At 41.7% G+C, this 12,849-nt stretch carries 10 protein-coding genes; 9 read left to right on the forward strand and 1 reads right to left on the reverse strand.

Features of this window, described 5'->3' with window-relative positions:
• Window positions 1-47: 47 nt before the first annotated feature.
• The 6 genes from AAFH98_RS11025 (at window position 48) to AAFH98_RS11050 (ending at window position 7,717) form a co-directional block, all read left to right on the forward strand.
• A complete protein-coding gene (locus tag AAFH98_RS11025) occupies window positions 48-695 on the forward strand; it encodes an RNA polymerase sigma factor (RefSeq protein WP_342522766.1) in 648 nt (215 codons plus the stop codon).
• Window positions 679-1,389, forward strand: a complete 711-nt coding sequence (locus tag AAFH98_RS11030) for a hypothetical protein (RefSeq protein WP_342522767.1) — start codon at window positions 679-681, stop codon at window positions 1,387-1,389. Before AAFH98_RS11025 ends, AAFH98_RS11030 begins: the two co-directional genes overlap by 17 nt.
• Window positions 1,390-1,459: 70 nt before the next feature.
• Window positions 1,460-2,197: a DNA repair protein RecO gene (gene recO, locus AAFH98_RS11035; protein ID WP_342522768.1), complete on the forward strand. Its 738-nt coding sequence runs from the start codon at window positions 1,460-1,462 to the stop codon at window positions 2,195-2,197.
• 2 nt (window positions 2,198-2,199) lie between these two features.
• The gene (locus AAFH98_RS11040) at window positions 2,200-3,771 is read left to right on the forward strand and encodes a trypsin-like peptidase domain-containing protein (protein WP_342522769.1); all 1,572 of its coding nucleotides are present in this window, start codon (window positions 2,200-2,202) and stop codon (window positions 3,769-3,771) included.
• A 15-nt stretch (window positions 3,772-3,786) separates the two neighbouring features.
• On the forward strand, window positions 3,787-4,338 hold the full coding sequence (locus AAFH98_RS11045) for a hypothetical protein (RefSeq protein WP_342522770.1): 552 nt from the start codon (window positions 3,787-3,789) through the stop codon (window positions 4,336-4,338).
• Between the two features lie 190 nt (window positions 4,339-4,528).
• Window positions 4,529-7,717 (forward strand): TonB-dependent receptor, encoded by a 3,189-nt coding sequence (locus AAFH98_RS11050; protein WP_342522771.1) that lies wholly within the window; start codon window positions 4,529-4,531, stop codon window positions 7,715-7,717.
• Window positions 7,718-7,920: 203 nt separating this feature from the next.
• Here AAFH98_RS11050 and icd read toward each other — a convergent pair whose 3' ends face one another.
• Window positions 7,921-9,168 (reverse strand): NADP-dependent isocitrate dehydrogenase, encoded by a 1,248-nt coding sequence (gene icd / locus AAFH98_RS11055; RefSeq protein WP_342522772.1) that lies wholly within the window; start codon window positions 9,166-9,168, stop codon window positions 7,921-7,923.
• Window positions 9,169-9,334: 166 nt separating this feature from the next.
• Between icd and AAFH98_RS11060 the strand changes: the two genes are divergently transcribed.
• From AAFH98_RS11060 to AAFH98_RS11070, 3 genes are all read left to right on the forward strand, one after another.
• Entirely contained in the window at window positions 9,335-9,535 is a 201-nt protein-coding gene (locus AAFH98_RS11060; protein ID WP_342522773.1) for a hypothetical protein, read from the forward strand.
• Window positions 9,536-9,628: 93 nt separating this feature from the next.
• Window positions 9,629-11,479: a DNA mismatch repair endonuclease MutL gene (gene mutL, locus AAFH98_RS11065; RefSeq protein ID WP_342522774.1), complete on the forward strand. Its 1,851-nt coding sequence runs from the start codon at window positions 9,629-9,631 to the stop codon at window positions 11,477-11,479.
• 121 nt (window positions 11,480-11,600) lie between these two features.
• Complete coding sequence (locus tag AAFH98_RS11070; protein ID WP_342522775.1) at window positions 11,601-12,734, forward strand: tRNA-queuosine alpha-mannosyltransferase domain-containing protein; 1,134 nt, start codon at window positions 11,601-11,603, stop codon at window positions 12,732-12,734.
• Window positions 12,735-12,849 lie beyond the last annotated feature (115 nt).

A 12,849-nucleotide genomic window follows, 5' to 3' on the forward strand; every position in this document is an offset into this window, starting at 1 on the left:
TTGTTGCATCGATGACTAATATTTCTTAAATCAGGAACGAGGTTATTATGAAGCTCGAACAGTCAAACCACATAAGTAAGAAATATCAACAGCTGGATGACAAAGATCTTGTTCGTTTTTATCGCCAAAATGGTGATGAACAGGCATTCAGCGAGTTAATGAATCGTCATCAGACGAAGATATATTCCTATATATACAGTATGGTAAAGGATGGCGGGACGGCTGATGATATTTTCCAGGAAACGTTTACGAAAGTCATCACCAAAATGGATGACACGTATAATGAACAGGGCAAATGGATTGCCTGGGTGATGCGTATAGCTCATAATGCAACAATCGATTATTTAAGAAAACAAAAACGGTTTGTAGACGTTAGTTCTAACTACGATAAGGAATCAAACACTGATTTCTATGATCGTTTGCCTGATGAAGATTTGGTCAGCGCACAGGAACAGCTCGAAAAAGATGAGGCAAAAAGCAGTTTAATGCGTCATATTGACGAGCTTCCAAAGGAACAACGTCAAGTAGTTATGTTGCGACATTATTATGAAATGCCGTTTAAAGAAATTGCAGAACTTACAGATGTTTCCATTAATACTGCACTGGGACGTATGCGGTATGCGTTAATAAATCTTCGAAAACTTTTTGATAAAGAAAAAGAACAAGAAGAAAACAGTTATGCGGAACGAGGATAATGATTGTATTCGGTATCTGATGAAGGAGATGGATCCTTCTGAAGAACTACTTATGGAACGGGAGATGATGGAGGATGAGGATCTCCTTATTGAAGTCGAAAGTATGCGTCAGACGCTCAAAAAACTCGACCGGCTGCCCGAGGTCGAGCCTCCATCTCATGTTCAGGAATCTATAATGCAAAAAGCTGCCGAACAGGCGGAAAAGAATCGGAGTAATAACAGCTCTGTAAAACCTATATTTAAGTATGCTGTTGCTGCGACGCTTGCCCTTACTGTTTCGGCGGGTGGTGCTTGGTTGTTTATTGGAGAGGAAAAGGTTGATTCACAGCAGACCACGACCACAATGACAGCTTCATCACCGGCATCTGCTACTACGCCGACATCCACACAAGGCATCAATCAAGTTAGTGCCGGTGCAACAGGAGGATCAGCTAATACTGAAGTTTCTGCCACACAGTTTGCTGGCAGCAATGTAGAAAGACAATCCCCATCAACGTCAGCACCACAGCGTAGTTCTGTTGATCCTTGGATTGATCGCGACGATATTTTGCATTTTGAAGATCAGTTCTCCAATCAGGATTCTCAATTTCAAACAATTCTTCAGCAATCCACACAGAAGTTACAGTTAATTCAGGAATCAACATTCCAAAATAACCGGGTTAATTCTATTCAACTAACGGGATCTGGGAATTAATAAAACTGGTATTCAAGTTATAAAGCTTCTATACTTCTTTATCCAACGTTACGATTATAATGGATAGAGAATGATTACCCATACCGAAGCTATTATATTTAAATCTGTTGATTACCAGGAATCCAGTAAAATTGTTACCGCTTTTACCCATGAACATGGCAAAATAGCCCTGATGGTTCGTGGTGTTAAAAAGCCCAAAAGTAAATTTTCCGGACTTATCGAGATCGGGAATATTCTGGATGTTGTTTATTACTATAAGTCATCAAGGTCGGTTCAAATCCTTTCTGAAGCCAGTTACGCGGTTAAAAACAAAAATCTACGTGCCGATTTTGAGAAAATGGCAACGATGACCTCGGCTATTGAGTTAATTAGTCAGCTATTGCACGACAATGAAATCAATAAACCACTGTTTGATTTTTCTAAAAACCTGTTGTGTTGGTTGGATTCGGCTCAACTACATCCCCCCAAAGTTTTTCCCTACATTCAAATTCGATTGGCCGAGCTTACAGGGATTGGATTACAATTGGAAGTTAATCCCCAGAAGGATGAAACGAACTATTTAAACCTCGAATCGGGTTTAATTACTAACAAACAGGTTTCTTCGCATTCTTATAAGCTGACCCCTAAGCAGTTCAGATTTATAAAAATTGCGTTGATGGCCAAAAGTTCTAAATTATTTGAGATAAATTTTGATACCGGAGAACTAAAACAGCTTATTAATTACCTTGATCGCTATTTAAAGTATCATGTAGAGGGCCTCAAAGCTCGAAAATCGGATGCTATTTTTGAACAAATACTGCAGGAGTGATTATGAAAAAAAGTAATCGTTATTTAACAGGGATTCTGCTAATCCTTATTGGTATTATTATTGGCAGTTTATTTGCAATATTTAGCTTTTATAATCCGGTAGATGATCGAGCCGATGTAGAGGTTACGGAAGTAAAACATAGTTCACAGCCACTATTTACCGATGAAGAACTGGGAAAGTTAGATGCCCGATTTCTTTTTAAACAGGTGGCCGAGCGGGTTACTCCGATGGTTGTTTACATTGAGGCCAGTGTGCCATTTTCAAAGAGCGATATGCCAGATGATGAGTTTCATGATGAGGATAGTTTTTGGGGAGATATTATTCCGCGAAGAGCCCGAACGGTTGGTTCTGGTATCGTCATTAGTACGGATGGTTATATTTTGACCAATAATCATGTTATTGATGGGGCAGAAGCGGATAACATTGAAGTTGTACTTAACGATAAGCGAACATTTCAGGGACGAATTGTAGGACAGGATCCTACGACGGATTTAGCAGTTCTTAAAATAGATGCTCGAGGATTACCAGCTATTACTATTGGAAATTCTGATGAGGTAAGAGTAGGAGAGTGGGTATTAGCTATTGGCAATCCGTTTAGACTCAGATCTACCGTTACTGCGGGTATTGTGAGTGCGCTTAGCCGAGATGTTCAAATTATTAATGATCAAATGCGGGTAGAAAGTTTTATTCAAACGGATGCCGCCATTAATAAGGGAAATAGTGGTGGTGCCTTGGTAAATACAAGCGGAGAGCTCATTGGTGTTAACACGGCTATAGCATCCCAAAGCGGCAATTACCAGGGCTATGGTTTTGCAGTGCCGTCTAACTTGGCCTCGAAAGTGGCCGAGGATATTATCGAATATGGACACGTGCGCCGTGCATTACTGGGGGTTACTATTGTTAGTGTTGATGCTGAAATGGCGGAAATGCTGGATATGGATAGTATACGTGGAGTATATGTATCAGGAGTTGCTACGGGCAGTGCGGCTGCAAAGCATGATATCCGCAGTGATGACGTAATATTGCGGGTGAATGGTGAGACTGTTAATGAATCGAATCAACTTCAGCAGAAAATTGCTGTGTTAAATCCCGGTGCGATTGTTGACTTGGCAATATTACGGGATGGGAAAGAAATGAGTAAGCAGGTAGTACTGGGAATGTTGGAGCGTAATGAAGAGGAGTTGGCCAACAGGTCCGAAAGCCCTCCTAATGATCAAGATTCCGTTAAACCCGAACGACAAAATTTTGAAAAGGATAATAAAAGTAGTCAGGATCGAAAGAAGCTGAATGATGTTTCGTTTGCCGAATTTGATTTAGGTTTTCGGGCCATGGCGATAGGAGAGAAGGATAAGAGTAATAAATATAAGATATTGGTCACGGATGTTGTTGATGGTTCAACAGCGGCTCGAATCGGTATTACAGAGGGACAACAAATATTAAAAGTAAACAATCAAGAAGTTGAAGATCTGGAATCTTTGAAGCATCTTATAGTCCAAAATTCTGAGTCTGAGAATAAATTAACTATTGAAATACAAACTCAGAGCGGAAAAATAAAAACATTACAATTCCAATAGATTAAGTTTTATTCAATGCAACGTATTTTTTATTTCTTAGTCATTTTATCACTATCTGGGTTACTGATTTCGTGTTCTGGGACGGGTGAGGTTTCTCAGCAACAAGAGAATAAGCAACAAGAGGTATCTCAATATCCCAACTGGTATCCTCAGCAAGAATTTGTATCCAATGATACGGAGCTCTTGGCTTATGCTACAGCTATTGATACTGATTCTGCTGCTGCCGTTCAAAAAGCAAAATCTTGGGCGATAAAACAGTTAGAATCGTCAGTATCGGATAAGCTGGAAGAAATACGCTCCGAAGTTGCTGTTGAGGAAGGTAGTGGATCAGGATTAGAAGAAGCACGATTTTTGATGGCTTTACGAAAGGCACCCAGGGCAGTGCAACCGTTGGTTAAAACCAAAAATATTGATACTCAAACGGTCGAAGGATATGAAAGTGTTCGTGGATTTACAGAAATCAGCGTTCCCAAAGATCAGCTTATTGAACGAATCGGCAAACGATTGGGGGGACATGAAAAGGCCTGGAATTTGATGAAAAATTCTAAAGCTTTCGCAAAATTCTAATCTTTTTTTCTAAAGGACCTTGTGTTTTAAGCAAGGTTCTTATTTCTCTTTTCATTTAAGATCGCCTTTCTTTTCTATTTTCTGTAGAAATTTAGAGATTAAATTATTGTTAATTTTATCTCACCTCCCTTATTTTTAAGAGATTTTACATCTCATCATATTTCTTAACTCTAATTAATAGCCTTTACAAATGAAGAAACTTCTACATGTTTTAATGCCGCTTGCTATATGCGGATTGGTGATGTTATCCGTCACTGATAGCGTGCATGCACAGGTTACGACCGCTTCTATTGAGGGAATTGTTGTTGATCAGAATGGCGAACCTTTGCCTGGAGCAAATGTTATCGCCATCCACGAACCTTCGGGTACCGAACGTGGAGTCTCTACTCGGACAAATGGACGGTTCACCCTGAATAACTTACGAGTTGGTGGGCCTTATACTGTAACAGCAAGCTTTGTTGGATTTGAGCCTCAACGACAGGATGAAATAACGTTGACGCTCGGCAAAACCCATAGCGTACGCTTTCAGCTTGTTGAAAATGTTGAAGGACTTGAAGAAGTAGTAGTCACAGCGGGGACCGAAGATATTAATGACAGCCGTACGGGTGCGGCCACAACCATTGATAATGCGGAGCTACAAAATTTGCCTACGATTACACGCTCTGCGCAAGATATCTACCGGTTATCTCCGTCATCGGATGGTAATTCTTTTGCGGGGCGTAATGATCAGTATAATAATTTTTCGTTGGATGGCTCTATCTTTAATAATCCCTTTGGGTTGGATGCCGCTACGCCGGGCGGACAGTCAAACGCTCAGCCCATTTCGCTGGATGCTATCGATCAAATTCAGGTATCGGTTGCTCCTTATGATGTAACACAGTCTGGTTTTACCGGTGCGGCTGTTAATGCCGTAACAAAAAGTGGTACCAACACTTTTAAAGCTTCTGCATTTAGCTATTACCGAAATGAAGATTTTACCGGTGGTACCGTAAGTGGAAATGATATTTTTGTGCCCGATTTAACCCAGTTACAGTCAGGAATAAGCCTGAGTGGACCTATCGTTGAAGACAAACTCTTTTTCTTTGCCAATTTTGAATTGGAACGACGAGGAGACTTAGGCACAAACTTCCTGGCGGCTGACAGTCCAAGTGCAATTGGAACGGGAAATGTCTCACGAGTGCTTGAGAGTGATCTTGAGATGGTGAGCAATCTACTGGAGTCTCGTTATGGTTATCAAACCGGGCCAGCACAACGATACTCGCACGATACCGATAATAACAAAGGAATTTTAAAGTTCGACTGGAATATTAACAAAAAGCATTCCCTTACTGCTACGTATAATTTTTTGGATGCTTTCCGGGAGCAGAATGCCCACCCTTCTGCCATAGGACGCCGGGGGCCGGACGCGACAACACTCCAGTTTTATAACTCCGGTTACCGGATCAACAATGATATTCAGTCAGGTATCGTAGAGCTTCGTTCGCTTTTTGGCAACAAGTATTCCAACAAGCTTCAGGTTGGTTATACCCATTTTGATGACAGCCGCGATCCGTTTAGTGAGCCATTTCCGGTGGTAAATATTTCTAAAGATGGTTCTCGATATATTGTTGCCGGGCATGAGCCATTTTCTATCCACAATCGTCTGGATCAAAAAGTCTTCCAGGCTACCAATAACTTCGATATTTTTGCCAATGACCATACGATAACGATAGGTAGTTCTTTCGAGGCTTTTTTGTTTGATAATTCATTCAACTTAGGTGCCTATTATATTGGTCAACCCGGAGGTACATTTTCAGGAGCTGGAATTCCAATTGAGGATTTCCAAAGTGTAATTAATAATGGAGCCCTCGATCCAGCCGTACAAAATGCTCGCGATGTGTTTGAAACAAATAACGCCAACGACAGCTGGGCCTTAGCTGAAACCAACGTTGGGCAATGGGCTGTTTATGCTCAGGATAAATGGGCGGTAAAAGATAACCTTACCCTTACGTTCGGTTTGCGAATGGATCTGCCTTTATACTTTAATACCAAAGAAAAAATCCGGGAAAATATCGAAAGAGTTGGTGGTTATGCCCCCGACCTTACGTATTACGATGAAGATGGAAACCCCATTCAGTTTGATCATACAAAGCTACCTGATCAGGATCCGTTGTTTTCGCCTCGGTTTGGCTTTAATTGGGATGTCTTTAGTGACCAAACCCTTCAGCTTCGTGGTGGTTCAGGACTGTTTGCAGGACGTCTGCCATTTGTGTGGATTGGAAACCAGGTAGCAAATCCAGGCGCCGGTTTCTACCAGGTAACTTCGCCCGACTTTGATTTCCCACAGGTATGGAGAAGCAACCTGGGTATAGAAAAAACGCTTGAAGGTGGATGGTTACTATCGACCGACATAATCTATACCAAAGATGTTAACGGAGCCATTGTCCGAAATTATGGCTTCCGACCTCCATCAGGAAACCTTAACGGACCAGATAACCGGGCTTATTATTTGCCTTCTGATTATGCTGAAGACCCAGATGGTAATAGGGTAGGAGCCTTTGGGGGGCCGGCTCAAAATGCCTATGTGTTTACAAACACCAACAAAGGCTACAGTTTTAACTGGACGGCCGAGGTAAAGAAACGGTTCGATAATGGACTTTTTGCTTCATTAGCATATAACTATCTGGATTCCAAGGATTTGAGCTCGATTGAGGCTGAAATTTCAAGTGATGCTTTTGACCGTAATCCCGCATTTGGTAATGTAAACAAACCAGAATTGGCACCATCACTATATGGAAATAAACATCGTTTTGTAGGTCAGCTTAACAAAACCTTTAACTACGGCGATGGCATGTGGGCAACTACCGTTTCACTGTTTTTTGAATATAACCAAGGCGGCCGATACAGCTACACCTATTCCGGGGATGCCAACGGCGATGGTTCAGATCTCAATGACCTTATGTATATCCCTACAGAGTCTGAGCTTACCAGCTATAACTTCAGTGGAGATGCTACTCAACAAGAAGCGCAGCGCAGTGCATTCAATGAATATATTGAACAGGATGATTACCTGAGCAGTCACCGGGGTGAGTATATGGAAAAATATGCAATCTTAAGCCCCTGGAACAGCCGGTGGGATCTGCGCGTATTGCAGGCCCTAAATCTTGGAAATAATGCGCTCAAATTTAGCATGGACGTTCTCAACGTGGGTAACCTGATTAACTCAGATTGGGGCGTGCGGCAGGCACCGGTTAACACGCAGCCTGTTGGTATTTCTGTGGATGGAAGTCAAAATCCAACCTATAGTTTTGATACTGACTTACAAAACACCTACACCGATCAGTTTAACCTGGCCTCCAGATGGCAGATTCAGTTCGGATTACGTTACGAGTTTAACTAAAGGTTTACTACCAGATTGATTAAAGCCCGCTGTTCGAAAGAGCAGTGGGCTTTTTTAATATAGCTAAGATAAGTATCCAGTCTATTGAGAGTTACTAAACCTTGACTGTATTCAGTTATTCCTTAGTTATGGCAAGCATTACAAAATAAAAACCCACAAAGTCGGGGGGACCTTGTGGGCTATAAAGAATGAGGGTCAAGAGACTACATATTTTCAATAATCTCATCACCAAACTCTGAACACTTCAGGAGTGTAGCATCATCCATAAGTCGTTCAAAGTCATAAGTTACACGCTTACTTGATATTGCCGCTTCAAGTCCTTTTTCAATAAGGTCAGCAGCTTCGCCCCATCCCAGGTAATTAAGCATAATAACCCCTGAAAGAATGAGTGATCCCGGATTTACCTTATCTTGCCCGGTATACTTTGGTGCGGTGCCGTGTGTTGCTTCAAATACCGCTAATCCGGTGTTGTAATTAATGTTGGCACCGGGAGCGATACCAATACCACCTACACAGGCAGCAAGGGCGTCAGAGACGTAATCACCGTTGAGGTTCATCGTTGCAATCACGTCGTATTCTGCCGGACGTGTTAAAATCTGTTGCAAGAAGGCATCCGCAATGGCATCCTTAACAACAATTCCATTAGGCAACTTACACCACGGACCTTCACCAATCACTTCAGCATCGTATTCTTCACGGGCTACTTCATATCCCCAATCTTTGAAGCTACCTTCGGTAAATTTCATGATATTTCCTTTATGAACGAGCGTCACGCTGTCACGTCCTTCTTCGATAGCATAATCAATAGCAGAACGAACTAATCGCTTCGTTCCTTCCTCAGAAATAGGTTTGATTCCCAGCGAAGTGGTATCGGGGAATCGAATTTGGTCAACCCCCATATCATTTATTAAAAAGTCCTTTAACTTCTTGTTTTCGGGTGTGCCCGTCTGATATTCAATCCCTGCATAAATATCTTCAGTATTTTCACGGAAGATCACCATATCTGTTTTTTCGGGATGCTTTACGGGACTTGGCGTACCATTGTAATACTTAACAGGACGTACACAAGCGAAAAGATCCTTTTCTTGACGAATAGCAACGTTTAACGATCGGATACCTCCGCCAACAGGAGTGGTTAAGGGTCCTTTAATAGCTACCTTATAATCTTCAATGGCATTAAGCGTATCTTGAGGCAACCATTCACCTTCGCCATAGAAATCAACTGCCTTTTCACCGGCATAAACTTCGAACCATTCAATTTTCTTTTGACCGTTGTAGGCTTTTTCCACGGCACTATCTAACACTTTGCGCATGGTTGGGGTAATGTCAATACCAATTCCATCACCCTGTATAAAGGGAATAATAGGATTATCTCCGACTACAAGTGATCCGTCGGATTCCACTTTAATTTTTGTACCGTTCTCGGGAGCTGTGATTTTCTCGTAACTCATGAATACTTAGGGAATAATGTTCGGATTAAATTTGGATTGATAAGTATAGTAAAAAAAATCCCCATCTGCATGCTATCAAACCGAGGTGAAACGGATAAAAATTGAATGAAATTCTGGTTATATTATGTTCTGATAAAACAACGCCAGATAAGAAAAGGTTGCTGTTATGATTAAAGGAATGTTTGGATACCGGCCCAAGAACAAAAAATTCAAGTACCAATACCGGTACTATGATCCTGAAAAAGAGATGAGTCGCCGTGAACGCATCAAAATTCGACGAACTCGAAAAAAATACCATCAGGGTCGATCAGTAATGTTATATGCTTTAGGACTTTGTTTGGTAATCTACATTATGTACCTCTTGTAGGATGCATCGGTAGATCTAAATCATTCTTACATCGAGGCCGATATTTTCGTATCATCACGCCAATCCCAAAATCAATAAAAGAAACGCAGACATTTGAGTCAGCAAACGGAATCTGAACAGTCTATAATACGGCAACTTCCTCCCGAAATCTCCAATAAAATTGCCGCTGGTGAAGTTATTCAACGTCCCAGCTCTGTGGTTAAAGAGTTGTTGGATAACGCTATTGATGCTGGTGCAGACCAGTTAAAGATCGTCATCCAGAATGCGGGACGTACACTCATACAAGTTATTGATAACGGCTGTGGTATGGGAAAGGAGGATATTCGTCTTTGTTTTGAGCAGCATGCCACGTCCAAAATTCAGGATGTAAATGATCTTTTCAGAGTAAGAACACTGGGGTTTCGCGGGGAGGCGATGGCGTCCATTGCTTCGGTGGCCCAGGTTACCCTCAAGACCAAACGCCCCGGCGATGAGATGGGCTATAAATATGAAATTTGGGGTAGCGAAGAAAAATCAATGGAGCCTGCAGCTGTAGAAAATGGGACGTCGGTTGAGGTTCGAAATCTTTTTTTTAATGTCCGTGCCCGGCGACAGTTTTTAAAGACGGATGCTACCGAGTTTCGTCATATCCTCAAAACGGTTCAGCAAGCTGCCCTGGCCAATCCCGATTTAGGATTTACCCTGATTGCCGATACCGATACTATCTACGATCTGCCGAAAGAGCAGAGTATTAAAGATCGTATTACCGAAATGTTTGGCAAGAGCTACAAGGCCAGCCTCATTCACTTTCGGGAGGAGACCAGTTATTTGACTGTTCATGGGGTGCTGGCCGATCCCAAGCTTACCAAACGCAGTCGCGGGGAGCAGTTTTTGTTTGTCAACGGCCGACCTATTCAGCACCGCTACTTAACGCATGTCATCCTCAATATTTATGATGCATGGACAGGAGATAAAGATTATCCCTTTTATGCTATTTTCTTGGATATTGATCCTAAACAGGTGGATGTAAATGTTCATCCTGCCAAGGAGGAAGTTAAATTTGAGGATGAACGCAGTGTGATCAAACTGACGAAATCGGTGGTCAAAAAGGCACTGCACGAAGAATTTATGGTGCCTGATGTGTCGGAGGGAGAAGATCGTGATCGCAGCTTTTCATCTTCAAAAGGTTTTTCTTCTGATTTTAATTTTGGTGGGGCAAAGAATACCCAGCAGAATAAAGGCAAAAAGAAACCGGTAAAATTTCCATCTCGTATTAACTTTGATCGCTCCAAGCCGCAGAAAGGAGATCAAAATAATTTTTCGCAGCAACTCTATGATTTTGAAGAATCATCAAAAGACAGGCAGTCAAAAAGTGATCAAGATGATCGACCCAAACGGATGCGGGACAGGGGGTTTTGGCAGCTTCATGATCGCTATATTTTAACGCAGACGCGCTCGGGATTGTGTATGATAGATCAGCATGCGGCCCACAAACGTATTATTTTTGAGAAAGCATTGAGTGCAACAGAGGCTGCTATTCCCAGTACACAGCAACTGCTTTTTGCTCAAACTCTGGAGTTTTCAGCATCAGAATTTTCGCTTTTAGAAGAGCTGCATCCTATTATTCAGCGTATGGGTTTTAACATTCAGCTGATGAGCGGTAACACAGCAATGATTAGCGGTGTGCCAGCCGATATTGATGTCGGGGATGAACAATCCGTTTTAAAGTCCATGTTGCAGCAATACCGGGAGCTGGATGGAAAATTTGAGTTTGATGAGCGCCGTAAATTAGCAATCGCTTTTGCATCAAAGACGGCTATTCCAAAGGGGAAAAAGCTTACGGATATGGAAATGGAGAATCTACTTGATCAGCTTTTTGCTTGCGATGAGCCCTATAAAGATCCCCTTGGTAAACCGGCACTCGAATACATTCCACTTGAAGATATCGAAGCTCGCTTTCGATAATTATCAAAAGTAACTGTTTATATTTTATTATCGTGTCATCCTGAACTTGTTTCAGGATCTGAATAACTTCATATTAGAACTCAAATAGAAAGTTACTTGAGTTCATAAATTATTTATTCTAATGAATATTCTGGCTGTAGAGCCGTTTTTTAGCGGTTCCCATAAAGCATTTTTAAAGGGATTGGAACAGTATTCTCAGCATAATATTATCCCGGTTAACCTAAGTTATAAGGGACGAAAGTGGCGCATGCACGGTAATTCGGTGGTACTGGCCGGAATGGCACAGGAGATTGAGGAAGAAATTGACCTGCTTTTAGTAAGTAGTATGACGAATTTACCGGCTTTTCTCTCGTTGACGAATCCTCGCTTTGCTAATATTCCCAAGGTGATGTACATGCACGAGAATCAGTTTACTCAGCCCATGCCCGAGGGGGAGGAGCGCGACCAAACCTATTGCTATCTCAATTATTTGAGTATGCTTTCGGCTGATCGGCTTATTTTCTCCTCGAAATTCCATCGGAACGATTTTTTAAAAGCCCTTCCGGATTTTTTAGAGAATTATCCTGACGACAAATATTACTATCCCGTTGATAAGATTGCCGAAAAGAGTGTAGTATTGTATCCCGGGCTTGATTTAAAACGCTTTGATCAAGAGGCCGATAATCGAGAAGAGAATAACAACCCGGTTATCGTGTGGAATCAACGCTGGCAGTTCGATCGCAATCCGGCTATGTTTTTTCGCGTGTTAAATCGATTAAATGACATAGATCTTACTTTTGATCTTATTTTGGCAGGGGATACCCAACACGAAAAGCCCGAAGAATTCGAAAAAGCCTGGCAGCGATACGGCCGCCATATTACGCATTTTGGATATGTCGAGGATCGGGAAAACTACAGTCGATTATTGCACAACGGTGATATCGTTGTCTCTACAGCGACCTATGAATTTTTTTGCGTAGCTATTATGGAAGCCATCTATTGCGGTTGCCATCCGTTGGTGCCCAATCGCTTACATTATCCTGAACTTATTCCTGAAAGCCTCCATAAACCACTATTACACGCTCCGGTGTTATATGATACTGAAGACGATCTTTTTCACTATCTAAAGGATCTTCTTACGGGAGAAAGCAAGCCTCTACCTAAGGAATCCCTCCAAAAAATTAACAGTCATCTGGATTGGTCTAACCGCATCGAAGCCTTTGATTCGATGTTTGAAGAGTGCCGAGAAATTGATATCTCTTCTGCTTTATCGTAGTAGGTGATTACTTTTTCTATAGTGGTCGCATTCGTTATTTATAAGCTCTTCTTTTGTTTGGAGATCGTTTTTTATAGATTATATCACATCATATTGATTAATAAATGATGTTGAT

The organism is Fodinibius sp. Rm-B-1B1-1, assembly GCF_038594945.1.
GTDB classification, from domain to species: domain Bacteria; phylum Bacteroidota; class Rhodothermia; order Balneolales; family Balneolaceae; genus Fodinibius; species Fodinibius alkaliphilus.

Bases quoted from the DNA above. Each gene is read 5' to 3' on its own strand.
- AAFH98_RS11025 (WP_342522766.1), top strand. From the start codon at position 48: ATGAAGCTCGAACAGTCAAACCACATAAGTAAGAAATATCAACAGCTG.
- AAFH98_RS11030 (WP_342522767.1), top strand. From the start codon at position 679: ATGCGGAACGAGGATAATGATTGTATTCGGTATCTGATGAAGGAGATG.
- recO (WP_342522768.1), top strand. From the start codon at position 1,460: ATGATTACCCATACCGAAGCTATTATATTTAAATCTGTTGATTACCAG.
- AAFH98_RS11040 (WP_342522769.1), top strand. From the start codon at position 2,200: ATGAAAAAAAGTAATCGTTATTTAACAGGGATTCTGCTAATCCTTATT.
- AAFH98_RS11045 (WP_342522770.1), top strand. From the start codon at position 3,787: ATGCAACGTATTTTTTATTTCTTAGTCATTTTATCACTATCTGGGTTA.
- AAFH98_RS11050 (WP_342522771.1), top strand. From the start codon at position 4,529: ATGAAGAAACTTCTACATGTTTTAATGCCGCTTGCTATATGCGGATTG.
- icd (WP_342522772.1), bottom strand. From the start codon at position 9,168: ATGAGTTACGAGAAAATCACAGCTCCCGAGAACGGTACAAAAATTAAA.
- AAFH98_RS11060 (WP_342522773.1), top strand. From the start codon at position 9,335: ATGATTAAAGGAATGTTTGGATACCGGCCCAAGAACAAAAAATTCAAG.
- AAFH98_RS11070 (WP_342522775.1), top strand. From the start codon at position 11,601: ATGAATATTCTGGCTGTAGAGCCGTTTTTTAGCGGTTCCCATAAAGCA.